16 protein-coding genes and 1 tRNA gene are annotated in these 17,028 nt (G+C 71.4%); 9 read left to right on the top strand and 8 right to left on the bottom strand.

The window, feature by feature from the left end; translation table 11 throughout:
- The first annotated feature begins 32 nt into the window (after positions 1 to 32).
- A complete protein-coding gene (locus ABZ272_RS04770; protein ID WP_355048532.1) occupies positions 33 to 2,705 on the top strand; it encodes a helix-turn-helix domain-containing protein in 2,673 nt (890 codons plus the stop codon).
- Between the two features lie 234 nt (positions 2,706 to 2,939).
- Here ABZ272_RS04770 and ABZ272_RS04765 read toward each other — a convergent pair whose 3' ends face one another.
- Positions 2,940 to 3,440 carry a MarR family transcriptional regulator gene (locus ABZ272_RS04765; RefSeq protein ID WP_355048531.1) on the bottom strand — a complete coding sequence of 167 codons (501 nt, stop codon included), beginning with the start codon at positions 3,438 to 3,440 and terminating at the stop codon, positions 2,940 to 2,942.
- 100 nt (positions 3,441 to 3,540) lie between these two features.
- Between ABZ272_RS04765 and ABZ272_RS04760 the strand changes: the two genes are divergently transcribed.
- Together ABZ272_RS04760 and ABZ272_RS04755 are read left to right on the top strand one after the other, a co-directional pair.
- Positions 3,541 to 4,122, top strand: coding sequence for a YceI family protein (locus tag ABZ272_RS04760; RefSeq protein ID WP_355048530.1), 582 nt, complete (start codon positions 3,541 to 3,543; stop codon positions 4,120 to 4,122).
- Positions 4,123 to 4,406: 284 nt separating this feature from the next.
- Positions 4,407 to 5,885, top strand: a complete 1,479-nt coding sequence (locus ABZ272_RS04755) for a glutamate--cysteine ligase (RefSeq protein ID WP_355048529.1) — start codon at positions 4,407 to 4,409, stop codon at positions 5,883 to 5,885.
- A 119-nt stretch (positions 5,886 to 6,004) separates the two neighbouring features.
- On the opposite strand, the gene ABZ272_RS04750 is transcribed toward ABZ272_RS04755, so the two are convergent.
- Positions 6,005 to 7,549, bottom strand: coding sequence for a hypothetical protein (locus ABZ272_RS04750; RefSeq protein WP_355048528.1), 1,545 nt, complete (start codon positions 7,547 to 7,549; stop codon positions 6,005 to 6,007).
- Positions 7,550 to 7,671: 122 nt separating this feature from the next.
- Here ABZ272_RS04750 and ABZ272_RS04745 point away from each other — a divergent pair, with 122 nt between their 5' ends.
- Both ABZ272_RS04745 and ABZ272_RS04740 read left to right on the top strand, forming a co-directional pair.
- Complete coding sequence (locus tag ABZ272_RS04745) at positions 7,672 to 8,373, top strand: PASTA domain-containing protein (protein ID WP_355048527.1); 702 nt, start codon at positions 7,672 to 7,674, stop codon at positions 8,371 to 8,373.
- Between the two features lie 138 nt (positions 8,374 to 8,511).
- Complete coding sequence (locus tag ABZ272_RS04740; RefSeq protein ID WP_355048526.1) at positions 8,512 to 9,318, top strand: PASTA domain-containing protein; 807 nt, start codon at positions 8,512 to 8,514, stop codon at positions 9,316 to 9,318.
- Positions 9,319 to 9,325: 7 nt separating this feature from the next.
- On the opposite strand, the gene ABZ272_RS04735 is transcribed toward ABZ272_RS04740, so the two are convergent.
- Together ABZ272_RS04735 and ABZ272_RS04730 are read right to left on the bottom strand one after the other, a co-directional pair.
- Positions 9,326 to 9,766: a hypothetical protein gene (locus ABZ272_RS04735; RefSeq protein ID WP_355048525.1), complete on the bottom strand. Its 441-nt coding sequence runs from the start codon at positions 9,764 to 9,766 to the stop codon at positions 9,326 to 9,328.
- Between the two features lie 98 nt (positions 9,767 to 9,864).
- On the bottom strand, positions 9,865 to 10,149 hold the full coding sequence (locus ABZ272_RS04730; RefSeq protein ID WP_355048524.1) for a hypothetical protein: 285 nt from the start codon (positions 10,147 to 10,149) through the stop codon (positions 9,865 to 9,867).
- A gap of 625 nt (positions 10,150 to 10,774) precedes the next feature.
- On the opposite strand from ABZ272_RS04730, the gene ABZ272_RS04725 reads away from it, so the two are divergent.
- The 3 genes from ABZ272_RS04725 to ABZ272_RS04715 all read left to right on the top strand — a co-directional run bounded on the left by ABZ272_RS04725 (position 10,775) and on the right by ABZ272_RS04715 (position 12,442).
- Positions 10,775 to 11,650 (top strand): helix-turn-helix transcriptional regulator, encoded by an 876-nt coding sequence (locus ABZ272_RS04725; RefSeq protein WP_234584497.1) that lies wholly within the window; start codon positions 10,775 to 10,777, stop codon positions 11,648 to 11,650.
- Positions 11,620 to 11,841, top strand: a complete 222-nt coding sequence (locus ABZ272_RS04720; RefSeq protein ID WP_355048523.1) for a DUF397 domain-containing protein — start codon at positions 11,620 to 11,622, stop codon at positions 11,839 to 11,841. Before ABZ272_RS04725 ends, ABZ272_RS04720 begins: the two co-directional genes overlap by 31 nt.
- A gap of 199 nt (positions 11,842 to 12,040) precedes the next feature.
- Positions 12,041 to 12,442 (top strand): hypothetical protein, encoded by a 402-nt coding sequence (locus ABZ272_RS04715; RefSeq protein WP_355048522.1) that lies wholly within the window; start codon positions 12,041 to 12,043, stop codon positions 12,440 to 12,442.
- Here the strand turns inward: ABZ272_RS04715 and ABZ272_RS04710 are convergent.
- Positions 12,410 to 13,012 (bottom strand): hypothetical protein, encoded by a 603-nt coding sequence (locus ABZ272_RS04710; RefSeq protein ID WP_355048521.1) that lies wholly within the window; start codon positions 13,010 to 13,012, stop codon positions 12,410 to 12,412. The genes ABZ272_RS04715 and ABZ272_RS04710 overlap by 33 nt on opposite strands.
- Before the next feature lie 214 nt (positions 13,013 to 13,226).
- Between ABZ272_RS04710 and ABZ272_RS04705 the strand changes: the two genes are divergently transcribed.
- Entirely contained in the window at positions 13,227 to 14,783 is a 1,557-nt protein-coding gene (locus ABZ272_RS04705) for a S8 family serine peptidase (RefSeq protein WP_355048520.1), read from the top strand.
- Positions 14,784 to 14,840: 57 nt separating this feature from the next.
- On the opposite strand, the gene ABZ272_RS04700 is transcribed toward ABZ272_RS04705, so the two are convergent.
- From ABZ272_RS04700 to ABZ272_RS04690, 3 genes are all read right to left on the bottom strand, one after another.
- A complete protein-coding gene (locus tag ABZ272_RS04700) occupies positions 14,841 to 15,647 on the bottom strand; it encodes a WecB/TagA/CpsF family glycosyltransferase (RefSeq protein ID WP_355048519.1) in 807 nt (268 codons plus the stop codon).
- Positions 15,644 to 16,759, bottom strand: coding sequence for an NAD-dependent epimerase/dehydratase family protein (locus tag ABZ272_RS04695; RefSeq protein WP_355048518.1), 1,116 nt, complete (start codon positions 16,757 to 16,759; stop codon positions 15,644 to 15,646). Before ABZ272_RS04695 ends, ABZ272_RS04700 begins: the two co-directional genes overlap by 4 nt.
- 65 nt (positions 16,760 to 16,824) lie before the next feature.
- A tRNA-Leu gene (locus ABZ272_RS04690) sits at positions 16,825 to 16,910 on the bottom strand.
- Positions 16,911 to 17,028: the final 118 nt, after the last annotated feature.

The raw sequence follows: 17,028 nt of genomic DNA, 5'->3' as shown, positions 1-17,028 counted from the left end.
ATGGTCGGAGGCGAACCGTACTCTTCGTGCCCATGACTCCGGATCATGGGTGGTCGCGGAGCCCGGCCGGTCGTACCGGGCTGCCGGAGCTGCTCCGTGCGCACCGGCGCGCCGCCGGTCTGACCCAGGCGGAACTGGCGTCCCGTGCCCGAGTCGGTGTGCGGACGGTGCGGGATCTGGAGCGTGGCCGGTCGGTCCGGCCACAGCGCACGACCGTCGATCTGCTCGCCGCGGCGTTGGGGTTGACCGGTGCCGTCCGGGCGGCATTCCTGGCCACGGCCCGCGGCCCCGTCGGCGGAGAGCCGCCGTCGGATGTCGGCCCGGGCACGGTCGGCGTCGCGTCGGCGGAAGCCACCCGAGCCGACGCGCCGGTCGCCCTCCCGCCGCCGGTCGCCCTGATTGGACGCGATCGCGATGTCACCGAGTTGGCCGCGATGCTGACCGCAGAACACGGACCACGGCTGATCAGCCTCGTCGGCCTGGCCGGTGTCGGCAAGACCGCGCTCGCGCTCGCCGTGGCCCACGCGGCGGCACGGGCGCATCCAGGCGGTGTGGCCGGCGTGCTGGTCGGCGAGGGCTCGGACGGGCCGGACGTCCTCGCGGCCTCGATGACCGTCCTCGGCGCCGCCCGGTTACCGGAACTGGTCGCCCGCCTCGCCGGCCGGCGGGCGCTGCTGGTCATGGACGCCGTCGAGCGCGCTCCCGGCCCGGTGGCCGAGACACTGCACCGGTTGGGCACCGTACTGCCGTCGCTGCGGGTGCTGGTCACCGGCCGGCATCCGGTCGGGTTACCCGGCGAGCGGGTCTGGCCGGTCGCCCCGCTCGAGGTGCCGCCGCCGGACGGTGAACAATCCGGTCCCGCCACGCTCGTCTCGTGGCCAGCGGTCGCGCTGTTCATCGCACGGCTCGCCCAGGTCCGTCGGGAACCGCCCGGCCCCGACGAGCTACCGGCACTGGCCGCCCTGGTCCGCCGGCTGGGTGGCCTGCCGCTGGCCATCGAGCTGATGGCCGCCCGTGGCCGGCTGCTCGACCTCACCGAACTGCTCGACCGGTACGGCGACCGCGTGCTCGACCTGACCACCTCGACCGAGGAGACCCGTGCCCGGTGGGACCGGCCGGAGTCCGCCGCCCGCCGTCCGTACGCCACCGATGCCACCCGGGCATCGGTGGCGGTGACCCTGCGGGACGCGGTGGCGACCAGCTACCGCCTGCTCGCGCCGCACGAGCGCGACGCGCTGCGGCGACTCGCCATGTTCGGCAACCGGTGGTCGGTGGAGATGGCCGAGGAGATGCTCGCCGACGAGGCCGACCGGGACGGGACCGTCGCCATTGATCCGGTCCCGGTGCTGGACCGCCTGATCGAGCTGGGCCTGCTGAGCGTTCGCGGCACCGGGCCGTTCCGGTTCCGCCTGCTCGACGCGGTCCGTGACTTCGCCGTGGAGCAGGCGGTCGGCGGCGGTGAGCTGACCTGCGTACGGCGTCGGCACGCGGAGGTGACCGCCCGCCTCGTGGCGCGGACCGCCGCCGACCTGGCCGGCCCACGGATGCTCGACGCGGTGCACCGGCTCGACCAGCTGAGCAGCGATATCAGCTCCGCGCTCGCCCACGCGGCCACCGATGACCCCCTGACCGCGCTCCGGCTCGCCGCCTGCCTCCCCCGCTGGTGGCGTTTCCGGGGCCGGGACGTCGCCGGGCGGCAGTGGCTGCGACGTCTGTTGGCCGACCCGCGAACCGCCGACGCGGATCCGATCCTGCGCGGCTGGGCCAGCCTCGGGATGGCCCGGCTCGCGGCCGAACACGGTGCCGAGGCAGAGGAGTTGCCCACGGCACGCGCCGCGTTGGAGATCTTCCGACAGTCCGGCGACGTGACCGGCGAGTTGGAGGCGCGCGGAGTGCTTGGTGCTCTGCTGACCACCGTCGGCGGACACGACGAGGCGCGGGAACAGGCCGAGGCGGTGCTCCGGCTCGCCGCCCGCAACGGTCGTACGCGTGATCTGGCGGTCGCGCAGAACAGCCTGGCGTGGCACGAGATCCGCGTCGGCGACCTGGCGGCGGCACGCCGGCGACTGGCCGCCGTGGACCGGCTCGCGGCCGAGGGGGGTGAGCAGCGGTTGCGCGTACTGGCCTGGGCCAACCGGGCCGAGGTGTCCCGCCTGGAGGGCCGGTACGCCGATGCCGTCGACCAGGGGCGGCGTGCGGTGGCGGCGCTGTTCGAGCTGGGCGACCCGGGACATCGCCGTCGGGTGCTCGGCACGGTCGGTCTGGCGCTCGCTCAGGACGGCCGTGCCGCCGAGGCGACCGAGCTTCTCACCGAGCTGCGCGCCGGCGGCGCCGAGGCGACCGTCGCCGTGCCGGGGCGGCAGTGGATGGAGCGGGTCGGACTTCCGCGACCACGGTCGGACGACACCGTGTTGTCGTGGAGCGGACCGGAGGCGGGGATCTGCGCGCTGATCGAGGGGAACCTGGCGCTGCACCGGGGTGATCGGGAGTTGGCGGCCGAGTGGTTCGCGGCCGCCGCCGAGGCCGGTCACGATCGCCGGGACGTGGTGGAGGCGCTGGTGGGCCTCGCCGCGAGCACCGGAGATCCGACGGTCCTCGATCGCCTGGACCAGGTCTGCGAGGACGCCGGGATCCGACTGCTGCCGCAGGAGTCCGGGCTGCTCTACGCGCTGATCGCAGCGCGGGGTGGAGCCACCGAACGGTGAGCGGCGGCCGGTCGGCGGACCGCCGGATGGAGAGTGGCGCGGGCGAAGAGCCCCTTGGTGCTACCCCTCGCTGTTCGCCCGCGCCGTCACCCCCCGGTGATTCCCCGGTGGGCGAAAGCCTGCCACCGTTGCCGGGGAAGAAGGTGTTTTTCAAGAGGTTTGTCCGGACTCTGGGGCCAGTTCTGCCGGTCTTTCTGCCGGTACCGCCCGGACGCCCTTCTTGCGGGTCGACGGTCAGGTCGGGTCGCAGTCGTCGGCCGTCTCCTGCTCGGTACTACCGGCGGTCGCGCCAGGATGGACCGCGTCCCGCACCCGCCGCAGGCCGTCGAGCAGTGCCGCCAGGGCCTCGGGTTCGAGCTGGCCGGTGAACCACTGTTCGATGATCCGCAGGTGCCCGGGCAGCGTCTCGTCGAGCCGCTGCATTCCGGACGCGGTGACCACCGCGTACGAGCTGCGGCGGTCGTTCGGGCATGCTCGACGGGTGAGCAGTCCGTCGCGTTCCATCCGGTCCACCACCCGGGTCACCCCGCTGGTGGACAGTGAGGTCTGTGCGGCGAGGTCGGTCATCCGTAGCTGGTTGCCGGGCGAGCGGGCCAGTCGGGTGATCACCTCGAACTCGACCTGGGAGAGGCCGTGCTCCTCGAGTTGGGCGGCGAACCGGGCGGAGAGCCCGGCGTGGGCCTCGTACAGGAGGCCAACCGCGGTGATCCGGGGGTCGTCGAACACGTTGGTCACTCGTTAACCCTACCAGTCCTTGACACGGGGAATGTTGTTACGGTTATATTTGCTCAAGCAGTCGTTGGACTACTAAACGATCCTCTGGAGGACACCAGCCATGACCAGCAGCATCGACGCGGTTACCCGCGACTGGGACGGTCTCACCATCCCGGCGGCCGGCACCTACGTGCTGGACGCGGCGCACAAGCGGGTCGGCTTCGTCGCCCGGCACATGATGGTGAGCAAGGTCCGCGGTGAGTTCAACGAGGCGACCGCCACCATCACCGTCGCCGAGGACCCGCTGCAGTCCTCGGTCGTCGCGACCATCCAGGCCGCCAGCATCGACACCACCCAGGACGACCGGGACGCGCACCTGCGCAGCCCCGAGTTCCTCGACGCGGAGCAGTTCCCGACCCTGGAGTTCCGCAGTACCGGCGTCAAGTCCCGCAAGGGCAACGAGTTCGTGCTCGACGGTGAGCTGACCGTCAAGGGCGTCACCCGTCCGGTCGAGCTGGAGGTCGAGTTCGAGGGCGTGGGTCGCAGCCCGTTCGGCCAGGACATCTTCGGCTTCTCCGCGAGCACCGAGATCGACCGCGAGGAGTTCGGTCTGACCTGGAACGTCGCCCTGGAGACCGGCGGCGTGCTGGTCGGCAAGAAGATCAAGATCGAGATCGAGGGCGAGGCCGTCCGCCAGGCCTGATCCCACGGATCACCCGTACACCGGGCCCGCGCCGCACGTCGGCGCGGGCCCGGTGTCGTCCGTGCCGAGCACGTGTGAATTGTCACGACTTGTTCTTGCCTCCGTTAGGTCCGACGTGCCGGCGACGGGGTAGAGATGGCGCCACGAGCGAATCCATCCGGCCGGCGTCGGATCACCCGTCGTCGGCCTCTGGCCCCGGCCAGGCGAGCGCTCTTACCGTTGATGGTTCACAATGCGCTTCCGGGACGGCAGAATCCCGACCGCGCCGGTTGTCGGGAGGACACATGGGCAGGGACGTCTCGCAGGGCGCCTTCACCCGGGAGGACCGCGTCCGCTACCGGCAGAAGGTCCGGCGGTGCCTCGACGTCTTCGCCCTGATGCTCGACGACTTCGGGTTCGACGCCGACCGGCCGATGACCGGCCTCGAGATCGAGCTGAACCTGGTCGACTCGGCGGCCGAGCCGGCGATGCGCAACGAGGAGATCCTCGCCGAGATCGCCGATCCGCTCTTCCAGACCGAGCTGGGGCAGTTCAACCTGGAATTGAACGCCGAGCCCCGGCTGATCGAGGGCGCCGGTTTCGCCGACTACGAGCACGACCTGCGCAGCAGCCTCTCCCGGGCCGACGAGCGTGCCGCCAGGTCCGACGCGAAGATCGTCCTGGTCGGCATCCTGCCCACTCTCACCGAGGGGCACCTGGTCGAGGACAACCTCTCCACCAACGAGCGCTACCGGGTCCTCAACGACCAGATCGTCGGCGCTCGGGGCGAGGCCATCGAACTCGACATCCGTGGCGTCGAGCAGTTGCGGACGCACACCGACTCGATCGCCCCCGAGGCGGCCTGCACGAGTCTCCAGTTCCACCTCCAGGTCGCGCCGGACAGCTTCGCCGACTACTGGAACGCGTCCCAGGCCATCGCCGGAGTGCAGGTGGCGGTGGGGGCGAACTCGCCCTTCCTCTACGGCCGTCAACTCTGGGCCGAGACCCGGATCGCACTGTTCAAGCAGGCCACCGACACTCGTCCGGAAGAACTCAAGGCCCAGGGCGTACGCCCCCGGGTCTGGTTCGGCGAGCGGTGGATCACCTCGATCTTCGACTTGTTCGAGGAGAACGTCCGGTACTTCCCACCACTGCTGCCGATCTGCGAGGACGAGGACCCGGTGGAGGTGCTGCACGCCGGCGGGGTGCCCCAACTGAGCGAGCTGCGGCTGCACAATGGCACGGTCTACCGCTGGAACCGCCCGGTCTACGACATCATGAACGGCCGCCCGCACCTGCGGGTGGAGAACCGGGTGCTGCCCGCTGGTCCCACCGTGGTGGACATGCTGGCCAACGCGGCCTTCTACTTCGGACTGGTGCGTGGTCTGGCCGAGGCCGACCGGCCGATCTGGAGTCAGCTCACCTTCTCCTCGGCCGAGGAGAACTTCCACTCGGCGGCCCGCCGTGGTCTGGACGCCGTGCTGCACTGGCCCGGGGTCGGTGACGTGCCGGTCACCAAGCTCGTACTCGATCAGTTGCTGCCCGTCGCCGCGACCGGACTGGACGGCTTCGGCGTCGCGCCGGCGCAACGGGACCGGCTGCTCGGCATCATCGAGCAGCGCTGCCGTACCGGTCGCAACGGCTCCGTCTGGCAGACCGAGGCGGTCTGGGCGGCGGAGCACCACCACGGCATGGAGCGGCCGGCAGCCCTGCACCACATGGTCAAGCGCTACGCGGAACTCCAACGCACCAACGAACCAGTCCACACCTGGCCCGTCCAATAACCACCCCACCCCACCCCCCGAAGGGCCTCGCACCCTGCCTTGTTGATCAAGAGGTTCGCGTCAGGAATCGCGCTGCTGATGACGCAAACCTCTTGATCAACAGGTAGGTGGCGGTGAGGTCAGGTGGTGGGGCGGCGGGGTGGGCGGGCTCGGGACGCGGTGGGGGCGTCGGTTGAGGGTGCGGCGTCGGTTGGGGGTGCGGCGTCGGGGTTGGGGCGGGGGGCCGGGACGCGGGGTGAGGTCGTGGTCGCCTCGGTTGGCTGGTCCTCGCGTGGGCTTGTCGGTGCCGACGGCGTCCTGCCGCGTCGGGTTACCGTGCCGGCTGCGGCGTCGGTTACCGAGCGGGCGCGGCGTCCGGGCCGCCCGGCGTCCGCCACGCCCTCTCTCGTGGGCGTCGTCCGATCGGTCGGGAGCCCTCCGGCCCGGGTGAAGTCCGCCGGAGAGGTCGACGTCGAGCTGCGTGAGCCGACCGCAGGGGTCGACGCCGGTTCGCGGGGGCCGGTCGAAGCGGTCGTCGTCGGGTCGGACACGTCACCCGACTCGGGGTTCGCCGACGTACCCGTCGAGGCGGCGTCCGGACCGGCGGCCGGGACGGTCGGTCGGCGATCGGCGGCGCGTTGGTGACCGGCCCTCTCGGCGAGTCGGGCGACAAGTATCGAGCCGCCGACACCGGCGATCACCGCGTACGGGGCGATGAGCTGGGTCGAGAACTGTGCCGGGCCGGGGGCTGCCCACCTCGGCACGGTGGTCAGGTAGGCGAGCGCGACGAGCAGCGGGCCGGCCGCACCGGAGGCCGCCGCGCCCACCCGGTGTCCGCCCGGACGCGCGGCGCCGCGGGCGGCGAGGGCGCCGATCAGAAGCGCGGGTACGAGCGCCAGCAGCGCCCCGGGCCAGTAGATCTGGCCTCCGATCCAGTACCGCCCGTGGTCCGGGTCGAGCTGCCAGGTGCCGAGTTGGGCGCCGGTCAGCCCGCGTCCGACGCGTACACCGTCGATGACCGAGACCACGGCGAGCAGCCACAGCCAGGCGGCCGTCGCGGTGATGTTCACCGCGACCGTGCGGGAGCGCAGCGCCCAGAGCGCGACGAGGACGCCGATCAGGATTCCCAGCGCCGCGTGCAGGGCCGCGACCCGCTGCGGGGTGCCGGTGTCGGCGCCCGCGGCGACCCGGGCCGGTACGGCGACCAGCAGTACGGTGACCAGTCCACCGAGCCCGGCACCGAGCGCCAGGGACAGCCGGCGGAGCAGACCGGGATGATCGAGGGGCACCGGTTCGGCCCGCTCGACGACCGGCCGATCCGGCGGATCGATGACTGGCCGATCCTGCGTCACGTCGGCGTCCTCGGCCCGGGCCGGTTGGCCCGGCGTGAGCGCCGGCGACTGCGGCCGGTCAGCCTCGTCCGCCCGTAGGGCGCCGGTCGTCGGCGTGGGTGCCGCGCGCTGGTGCAGTCGCTGCGCGCAGACGGCTCCCAGCACAGTGGAGCTGGCGGCGAGCCAGGTGGCCCAGGCGAGGCCGTCGGCCCAGGCCGTGCCGTTGGCGCCGGCCTCGGTGGGCGTCCAGGTGATGACGCCGAGCCCATAGCCGAAGCCCAGTTGCGCGGCGCCTGCGCCGGCAGCGACCCCGACCGCCGTCGCGATCGATACTCCCCAGCCCCGTCTGGCCATGCCGGGCAGCGTAACGTCCCGTCGTCGGCGCGGCGAGTCGCAGCGACCCGCCGGTACGGACCGTCGGCGAAACGTGGTGGGCGGCGAACGGTACGGTCGCCGGTGATGAGGCGGTGGACGGTATGACGGACGCGAACACGGGTCGGCAGGAATCTTCCGGCGGCCGGGACGGCGGTGACGGCCGCCGAGCTGGCGTGCTGCTCGGTGGCGGACTGGTCGCGGTGCTCCTCGCCGTGGTCGGCGCGACCGGCGGTTGGCTGCTGGCCGGCGAGGACGACGAGTCACCGGCGACCCCGCAAGCGGTCGCCACCACGGCGGGTACACCGACCGGGGAGGCCACCTCGTCTCGGCCGACCACCGGTCGGACCACCCCGTCCGCTCCCCGCACGACCGCCTCCGCGACGAAGGGGACCGGGCTGACCGTACCCCCGGTGGTCGGGAGCGACTTCCTCCAGGCGCGCGAGATGCTGCGCAAACAGCGGTTGGGTTGGCGGCTGGTCTTCGGCAGCGGCACCGGACGCACGGTGGAGAGCGCCTCGCCGGCGGTGGGCACCCCGGTGACCCGGGGTACCACGGTTCAACTGCAGATCGCCGGGCCACCGCCCGCCGCCGAAGTGCCGGACGTGGTCGGCGACGACTGCGCCAAGGCAGCGGACGAGTTGGTCGAAGAGGGGCTCTACCCGCGTTACCAGAGCGGGCGCAGTGGAAAGGTCAGTCGGCAGGAACCGGCCGAGGACGGCCCGGCGCGCTGGAACGACGAGGTCAGCATCTGGTGCGGCGCGGCGGCCCCACCGAGCCAGCCGACCGCGAAGCCCACTCCCTGACCCGACCTGCCTGCCGAGCGGCTCCGACCCGCCGGCGGCACGCGGTTCGTGCCACCGATACCGGCCGATGTCGACCTGGGCGGTTAGGTTGACGTTGAGGGCCAGGGCACGCCCGCCCGGTTCGGGAAGGGACGTGCGATGAGCGACGACCGCCAGGAGCCGCCCGCCGGGTCAGCGGACGACGACCGCACGCGCCCTCTGCCGCCCACCGGCGGCGACCGCCCACAACCGACCGCGTCGCCCGACGAGACGATGCCCATCGACCGGGTCTCGTCCGGTGGTGGCGCTTCGCCGGACGAGACGATGCCCATCGACCGGACCGCGCCTGCGTCCGCGTCTGACCGGACGGCGCGGATGCCGGCGGAGCGCTCGACGCCACCGTCGTGGTCGGGGCGGGCCGAGGTGCGGGCACCTCGACCGGCCGAGCCGTCCACTGACTGGTACTCGGAGGAGCAGGGCGGCCGTCGGTGGTGGCTGCCGATCCTCTGGGGCGTACTCGCGTTGTTGTTCGCCGCCCTGCTCGGTGCGGCCCTGTGGGTGGTCTTGAGCGCGCGGGAGGACGACGCCGACGACCCGGCCACGCCGTCCGTCCCCCCGACCAGCGTCACCGCCGCGCCGAGCAGCAGCGCGCCGACGTCGGCGGCGCCCACCAGCGCGACGCCGAGCAGCCCGGCGGCCACCACCGAGGAGGCGCAGATACCGGTGCCGCCGCTGACCGGTCTCCCGCAGTCCACCGCCGAAGGACTGCTGGAGCGACTGGGTGTGAGCTACCGCGTGGTGTACCGCCCGTCCGAACTACCACCGGGCACGGTGGTGCGGACCGATCCGGAGGCCGGCACCCTGGTGCCGACCGACCGGGAGGTGCTGGTGGTGATCTCCCAGGACCGGCCGTCGCCGAGCGGCAGCTCGACCAGCCCGAGTCCGACGGCGACGGCCACGCCGTGACCGGTCCTCACCACCTGCGTCGACGGGTGCCGACGAGGCCGAGGCCGGCGAGCGAGATGGTGAGGCCGAATACCCCGGACCAGAAGAGCGACCGGCGTACGTCCGTGCTGTGGTGGCCGCCCGACGTCGGCTCGGCGAGTCCCTGCTGGCCGTCGGCCTGACCGCCAGCGCCGGAACCGGTGGCCGGGCCGGTCGTGTCGTCCGCCCCGGCGTACCCGTCGGAGGTGTCGGCGCCGATCCAGCCGTACTCGTCGACGGGTGGATCGGAGCCGGCCACGGTGATCTCCGGCGCCGGTACCGGAACGGCCAGCCGGGTGGACGACGACGCCGGATCGTGGACCAGGACCACGACCATGGTCAGGGCCCCGAGGAGGGCGAGCAGTCCGAGAGCGTAGGTGATACTCCAGCGGTGGTGCCGCCGCACGGCGGGCTGATTGACCATGACCATCCCAGGCTCAGGGTCCTGGACGTGCGGGTGGAACGGTGCCGGGGTGGGCGTACCGATTCTATGGCGACGGCACGCCTACCCGCGGCGGATCGCGCTGGTCAGCCGACTCTGACCGGCGTACGGGTGACCGGTCGCCGGGTCCGTACGGTGTGCGGGCGGGGCACCGGCGCGGCCTGCACCTGTTGCAGCCCTTCCCGCTGTACGAAGATCGACCGGCGGTTGACGGCGTCGCCGGCGGCGTTGAGCTCGTAGCCGTCGAGCCAGAGCCAACCGTCGTAGGTCGGCCAGTCGAGCACCCGGATCACCCGGAACATGATCGGCCTGAGGAACTGGACACTCGCCGCGCGAGTCACGTGCAGAACGTCACCGGAGCGGGGAAGCACATGGGCTCCTGGGGAGGGTAAGCCGGCGGGCGTGCCGGCGGTGACTGGTCTGGGATGTCTCGGCCCGGTTGCGGGATCGCGCCTCGTGGACCGTCTGGTGCTGGTGGTGGTCGGGCCGTACCCGCTGGTGGCGTGCCGCCACCCGACCATCACCTGACTGCTGCCGGGAACCGCGCCCACCGCCGCAGTCAGCTGGCTTGCAGCGGTGGGGTCATTACCCCGGCGCAGGTCCGGGTGTCGCTGGCCGGGCCCGCGCTCCGTCCGGCTGCCCGGAGTCAGTGGGTTCACCACTCCTGGAGAGCGGACCGGAACGCTGAGTGATCCGAGCCATACGGACAGAGTGCATCAGCGACGTGCTTCATGCAAGTTGCACGTCGACTTTTGCCGATACGTGAGTTCGCCACGCAAAGCGGCGCTTGAAGCGATCCGCGTGTGGGCGGCACACTGAGGGCCGGTTTCGCCCGTCGCGGCCGGCCGATGACCGGCACCACCCCTCGTCGCGAACGCTCGCCGGCCGACGGTCGCGCCCCCGGCGAGCGGCAACCAGTGGGCGCGTCGACCGGAGGTAGCCCGAGAGTGGGGTCGAGCAACCAGTGGCGATGGCCAGAAGTGCCGAGGCCGCGCGATGAGTGAACGGCGCAGCCCGACGATCAGACGGCGACGGCTCGGCGCCGAGCTGCGCCGGCAGCGGGAGTCGGCGGGGATCACCATCGAGGTGGTGGCCGAGCAGTTGGAGTGCTCGGCGTCCAAGGTCTCCCGGATCGAGACGGGCCACACCACGGCCACCCCGCGCGACGTGCGGGACATGCTGCGGATCTACGGCGTCGTGGGCGCCGAGAGCGACGAACTCGTGCAGATCGCCCGGGAGGCCCGGCAGAAGGGCTGGTGGCACCCGTACAGCACGGTGCTGGTCGGGGCGTACGTCGGCCTGGAGGCGGCGGCCAGCTCCATCCGGGCGTACGAACAGCAGGTCGTCCCCGGCCTGTTGGAGACCGAGGAGTACGCCGGGGCGATGATCCGCGCCGCCCGTCCGGACTTCACCGCCGATCAGGTACATCAAAGGGTGCGTGTCCGTCTGGGCCGTCAGTCGTTGTTGACCCAGGACGATCCGGTCGATCTGTGGGTGGTGCTCGATGAGGCGGTGGTAAGTCGGCCGGTGGGCGGGGACGAGGTGATGCGCGGCCAACTCAGGCGGTTGGTCGAGGTGGCCGAGTTGCCGAACGTGACGCTCCAGATCCTCCCCTTCGAGGTGGGTGCGCACGCCGGCATGGACGGCACCTTCACGATCCTCAGCTTCCCTGAGCCCGGTGATCCGGATGTTGTGTACGCGGAGAACGCCACGGGTGGGCTCTTCCTCGAGAAGAGCGACGAACTGCAGAAGTACAGCTTCATCTTCGATCACATCCGCGCTGCGGCCATTCGTCCGGAGGAGTCCGTCGCACACATCGCAAAACTGGCAGAGGAGCCGAAATGGCGACCAAGAGGTTCCCCGTGGACCTGACGCAGGCGACGTGGTTCAAGAGCTCGAAGAGCGGGCCCAACTGCGACAACTGCGTGGAAGTGGCGTACGTGACCGGTGCGGTCGGCGTCCGGGACTCGAAGGACAAGGCCGGTCCGGCCCTGGTCTTCGCGCCCGGCGACTGGCGTGCCTTCGTTGCCGGAGCCAGGGGTGGTGTGTTGGGCTCGGCCTGACCGAGTGGTCGATGAACGTCCCCGTCCGGTCCTCGACCGGGCGGGGACGTTCCGTGTCCGCACTCCGCGGTCCCGACCGCTGCCAGGTTCCGCCGGGATTCCCGTCGCCACAGCGGGCTCGCGTCGTTGAACCCGTCGGTACGGCCTGGTCGACGACCCGCCGCACCGATCCGCAAACCGAGCGAGGCAGGCGAGACGGATGACGACGATCGGTTCAGAGAACCTCACCAACGGTCCGGCCAAGCCGGAGCGCTTCGGTGGCAAGTACCGCGGGGCGCGTCGAGACACCGTACTGACCGAGGTGGTCTCGACCGACCAGGAGTTGGACGGGCGGGAGGTGTCGGACCCGGAGCCGATGGATCCGCCCCTCTCGCTGCCGTCACTGGACCCGAACCCGCTGGTCGAGCCGTCGTTTCCCCCGGACGGTTGGCCGATCGAGCCCACCAGTTCGCTGGCCGACCACCCGTTGCTGCGTGGTCTGCTGCTGGAGTTGCCGCCGAAGGGCAGCGTGCCGCCGCCCGGCTGGCTGGACCGCTGGTTCGAGGCGACCCGGGCGATCCTGGAGCTCCTATACGTGCAGGGGGCCGGCCGCTCGCGTTGACCGCGCGGCGGGGGTCGGCTGCGCCCGCTCGATGAACCGGCTGTGCCGCAGCGCGTGCCGGACGGCGATGGTCGCCACCGTGAGGGCGCCGACGGTGATCGCCGGGCCGGTGATCCCGGGCTCGGCGCCGAGGTCCGTGCCGGCTGCCGCGATCACCGCCGGAAGTGTCGCCAGGGCGGTGACCTGCAACGGAATGCCGACGAGCGGATGGGCCGCAGCGGCCCGCAGCCCGTGCGGGGCGGGTGTGCCGGGTGCGCTGTCGAACGCGCCGGCCCCGGCCCGCAGCCGGCGGATTCGGCGTATGGAGCAGACGGCGACCACGAGCGCCGGGCAGGTGGCGAGGGCGAGCCCGGCGGCGGCACGATCGATCGGCGCGGCGCCGGCGCTCGACAGGCCGCCGACGGCCACCGCCGCGATCAGCGCGAGGCCGACCAGCGCGAGCGCCAGCAACCATCCGGTACGGCGACGGAGCGCACGCGCATCGCGCAGCCGGGGCAGTCGGTCGGCCAGGACCCCGGCGGCCAGCCAGACGGCGGCGACCGGCAACAGGATGGTGAGCTGACTCTCCATGTCGGAGAGTCTTTCCCGTTCATCGGCGCGGCGAATCCGGGCCGGACCCCCGTTGGCCCCGGAGGTCGGGCCCGTAGGGGCATCCCATCCAGGTGATGGACGTTTCGACATGTTCATCTGTCGGGTCGGCGGACCTACTCTCAGCGAAATCGGCAAGCGTCGATTGAAAGTGCCGGTGGTCGCGCTTCACCGCCGGTTGGAGGGAGGTAGGGAGATGGGTCTTCCACGCAGGTCCGCACTGGTCGGGATGGCTACCGCGACCGTGCTGGCCGTCGGTGCCCCGGCTCTGGCCGCCGAGCCGGTGGGCGTCGTACGGGAGGCGGGCGGAGCCACCGCCGTGCCGGACAGCTACATCGTCGTCCTCAAGGACGGCACGGTGGCGCCCAACCAGGTCGGCGACACCGCGCAACGGCTGACCGGCCGGCACGGCGGAAAGGTCGCGCGCACCTACGGCACCGCGCTGCGGGGCTTCGAGGTCACCGTCAGCGCGACGGCAGCGGCACGGATCGCCGCCGACCCGGCTGTCGCGTACGTCGAGCAGAACCACACCGTGTCCATCTCCGGAACGCAGGCCAACCCGCCCTCCTGGGGCCTCGACCGCATCGACCAGCGCAACCTGCCGCTGGACAGCTCCTACACGTACCCGAACACGGCGAGCAACGTGCACGCCTACATCATCGACACCGGCATCCGCTTCTCCCACAACGACTTCGGCGGCCGGGCCACCTCCGGCTACGACGCCGTGGACGGCGGTTCGGCCGACGACTGCAACGGGCACGGCACGCACGTCGCCGGCACTGTGGGCGGCTCGACGTACGGGGTCGCGAAGGGCGTCCAGCTCGTCGGCGTACGCGTGCTGAACTGCTCCGGCAGCGGCACCAACGCCGGTGTGATCGCCGGCGTCGACTGGGTCACCCAGAACGCGATCAAGCCGGCCGTGGCGAACATGAGCCTCGGCGGCGGGGCGAACAGCTCGCTGGACACCGCCGTCCGCAACTCGATCGCCTCCGGTGTGACGTACGGCCTCGCGGCCGGCAACGACAACGGCGCGAACGCCTGCAACACCTCGCCGGCGCGGACCACGGAGGCGATCACGGTCGGCTCCACGACCAGCTCGGACGCCCGCTCGTCGTTCTCCAACATCGGCACCTGCCTGGACATCTTCGCGCCCGGCTCGTCGATCACCTCGGCCTGGTACACCAGCAACACCGCGACCAACACGATCAGCGGCACCTCGATGGCCACGCCGCACGTCGTCGGAGCGGCGGCCCTGGTGGCGAGCACGAACCCGAGCTGGACCCCGGCTCAGGTACGCAACCAGCTGGTGTCCAACGCCACCCCGAACGTGATCAGCAATGTCGGCTCGGGCTCACCGAACCTGCTGCTCTACGTGGGCAGCGGCGGCACCACCCCGCCGCCCACCGGCTGCACCGGCACCAACGGCACCGACGTCTCGATCCCGGACGCCGGCGCGGCGGTGACCAGCTCGGTCACCATCTCCGGCTGTGGGCGCAACGCCTCCTCGGCCTCCACGGTGGCGGTGAACATCGTGCATACCTTCCGCGGTGACCTGGTCATCGACCTGCTCGCCCCGGACGGCAGCTCGTACCGGCTGAAGAACAGCAGCACCTCGGACAGCGCCGACAACGTGATCGCCACGTACTCGGTCAACCTGTCCGGCGAGGCGGCGGACGGCACCTGGCGGCTCCAGGTGCGCGACACCTACTCGGCGGACACCGGCTACATCAACAGCTGGACCCTGACCGTCTGACCTGTTCCCCAGGGACGAGGCCCCATCCGGACGATCCCGGTGGGGCCTCGTGTCGTCCTAGACCGCGAAGGTCGCCGGCCGCTCGGTCGCCGGGGCCGGCGGGCGCGCCTTCCACAGGCCGGTCTTCTGGCCGGCGAGCCGGGCCAGATACGCGGGGTTGAGGATCACGTAGCGACGCCACAGCCGCTTGGGCTCCAGCCCGAGCCGCCAGAACCACTCCAGGCCGGCGCGCTGCATCCACGGCGGCGGCTGGCGCAGCAGCCCGGCGTGGTAGTCGAACGCGGCGCCGACCGCCATCATCGGCATGTCCAGCAGCGGGCGCATGGCGTACGTGAAGACCTCCTGGCGCGGGCAGCCGAGCCCGACCAGGACCAGCCGGGCGCCGCTGGACCGGATCCGGTCGGCGATCTCGGCGTCCTCGCCCGGCTGGACCGCGCGGAACTTCGACGGCTCCACCCCGGCGATCTTCAGGGCCGGGAACATCCGCTCCAACGCCGGGATCAGCTTCGCCAGCGTCTCCTCGGTCGAGCCGTACAGGTAGACGGGCAACCCCTCGTCGGCGAACCGGGAGAGCACGTGCAGGGTCAGCGTCGGCCCGTAGACCCGGTCGGTGAGCCCGGCGCCGTGCAGCAGGTTGAGCGCCCAGCGCACCGGCTGCCCGTCGGGGGTGACCACGTCGAAGGAGTTCAACCGGGCGTTGTGCGCCGGATCGAGCACCCCGGTCATCACGCCGTGCACGGCCAGCGCCGTCAGCGCGAGAGGCCGTCGCTCGTGCGCCGCGGTCACCACCGCGTCGGTCGCCGAGGCGTAGTCGGTGGCGTCGACGAGGACGCCGAGCACGTTGCGCTTGGTCTGGGGAGTCATGGCTGCGGCACCCACTTGTCCACGTTCGCCTCGTAGATCTCCCGCAGGATCGTCGGCACGTCGTACGTGATCTTCCAGTCCGGGTACTGCGCCTCGAACCGGGCCATGCTGCTCACGTACCACTGGTGGTCGCCGGTGCGGTTCTGCTCGACGTAGTTGATCCGCGCCTCACGGCCGGTGATCTCCTGGGCGATCGCGAACGCCTCGATGTGGGAGGTGTTGGAGTGCCGGCCGCCACCGAGGTTGTAGACCTCGGCCGAGCGGGGTGCCCGGAAGAACGCCTCGAACGCGGTCAGCACGTCGTGCGAGTGGATCGCGTCGCGGACCATCTTGCCCTTGTAGCCGAACAGGTTGTACGTCCGACCCTCCATCACGCAGCGCATCAGGTACGCCAGGAATCCGTGCAGCTCGGCGGCCGAGTGGGCCGGGCCGGTCAGGGTGCCGCCCCGGAAACAGGCGGTCTTCATGTCGAAGTAGCGGCCGTACTCCTGCACCATCACGTCCGCGGCCACCTTCGAGGCGCCGAAGACCGAGTGCAGTGAGTGGTCGATCGACATCTCCTCGGTGATGCCCTCGTACCAGCGGTGGTCCTCGGGCAGCTCGTACCGGGTCTCCAGCTCGAGCAGCGGCAGGCTGTTGGGCCGGTCGCCGTACACCTTGTTGGTCGAGCAGTGGATGAACGCCGCGTCGATCGCGTGCTGGCGGGTGTTCTCCAGCATGTTGAGCGTGCCACCGGCGTTCACGTCGAAGTCCGTGTACGGCTCCTTGGCCGCCCAGTCGTGGCTGGGCTGGGCAGCGCTGTGGATCACCACGGCGATGTCCGAGCCGTACTTCTTGAACACCTGCTCCAGGCCGTCCCGGTCCCGGATGTCCACGGCGTAGTGGGTGTAGGCACTACCGAGGTCGCGGCCGAGCCGCTCCAGGCTCCACGAGGTGGAGCCGTCCTCTCCGAAGAAGTACCGGCGCATGTCGTTGTCGATGCCGACGACGTCCAGACCGAGGCCGGCGAAGTGCCGGACCGCCTCGGAGCCGATCAGACCGCCCGACCCGGTCACCAACGCGACACTCACACGCCACTCCTGGTCCATCGGAGGCAGAAACCATCGGAGCATAGCGTGACGTCCGGCACGCCCCGATATGACGGAAGGGCCCCGCATCAAGCGGAGCCCTCGCCTTTTGGTGGGGATGGGGGGAGTTGAACCCCCACGCCCTTTCGGGCACACGGACCTGAACCGTGCGCGTCTGCCATTCCGCCACATCCCCGTGGCACGACCCGGGACACTCTAGCCGCCCGAACCCGCTGTCTCCAACAGGCCCCGGGAATACTACGCTGTCCCAGACGCTCGCCACGAGCGGTTACCGTTCGTGGCGGACGAAAGAT

The organism is Micromonospora sp. NPDC005979, assembly GCF_040614415.1.
GTDB lineage: Bacteria > Actinomycetota > Actinomycetes > Mycobacteriales > Micromonosporaceae > Micromonospora.
Note: the sequence above shows the minus strand (reverse complement) of the source record. Positions and strands in the feature narration are given on the sequence as shown.

Coding starts and splice junctions, on each gene's coding strand:
- ABZ272_RS04770 (WP_355048532.1), top strand. CDS start 33: ATGACTCCGGATCATGGGTGGTCGCGGAGCCCGGCCGGTCGTACCGGG.
- ABZ272_RS04760 (WP_355048530.1), top strand. CDS start 3,541: ATGACCAGCAGCATCGACGCGGTTACCCGCGACTGGGACGGTCTCACC.
- ABZ272_RS04755 (WP_355048529.1), top strand. CDS start 4,407: ATGGGCAGGGACGTCTCGCAGGGCGCCTTCACCCGGGAGGACCGCGTC.
- ABZ272_RS04750 (WP_355048528.1), bottom strand. CDS start 7,549: ATGGCCAGACGGGGCTGGGGAGTATCGATCGCGACGGCGGTCGGGGTC.
- ABZ272_RS04745 (WP_355048527.1), top strand. CDS start 7,672: ATGACGGACGCGAACACGGGTCGGCAGGAATCTTCCGGCGGCCGGGAC.
- ABZ272_RS04740 (WP_355048526.1), top strand. CDS start 8,512: ATGAGCGACGACCGCCAGGAGCCGCCCGCCGGGTCAGCGGACGACGAC.
- ABZ272_RS04735 (WP_355048525.1), bottom strand. CDS start 9,766: ATGGTCATGGTCAATCAGCCCGCCGTGCGGCGGCACCACCGCTGGAGT.
- ABZ272_RS04725 (WP_234584497.1), top strand. CDS start 10,775: ATGAGTGAACGGCGCAGCCCGACGATCAGACGGCGACGGCTCGGCGCC.
- ABZ272_RS04720 (WP_355048523.1), top strand. CDS start 11,620: ATGGCGACCAAGAGGTTCCCCGTGGACCTGACGCAGGCGACGTGGTTC.
- ABZ272_RS04715 (WP_355048522.1), top strand. CDS start 12,041: ATGACGACGATCGGTTCAGAGAACCTCACCAACGGTCCGGCCAAGCCG.
- ABZ272_RS04710 (WP_355048521.1), bottom strand. CDS start 13,012: ATGGAGAGTCAGCTCACCATCCTGTTGCCGGTCGCCGCCGTCTGGCTG.
- ABZ272_RS04705 (WP_355048520.1), top strand. CDS start 13,227: ATGGGTCTTCCACGCAGGTCCGCACTGGTCGGGATGGCTACCGCGACC.
- ABZ272_RS04700 (WP_355048519.1), bottom strand. CDS start 15,647: ATGACTCCCCAGACCAAGCGCAACGTGCTCGGCGTCCTCGTCGACGCC.
- ABZ272_RS04695 (WP_355048518.1), bottom strand. CDS start 16,759: ATGCTCCGATGGTTTCTGCCTCCGATGGACCAGGAGTGGCGTGTGAGT.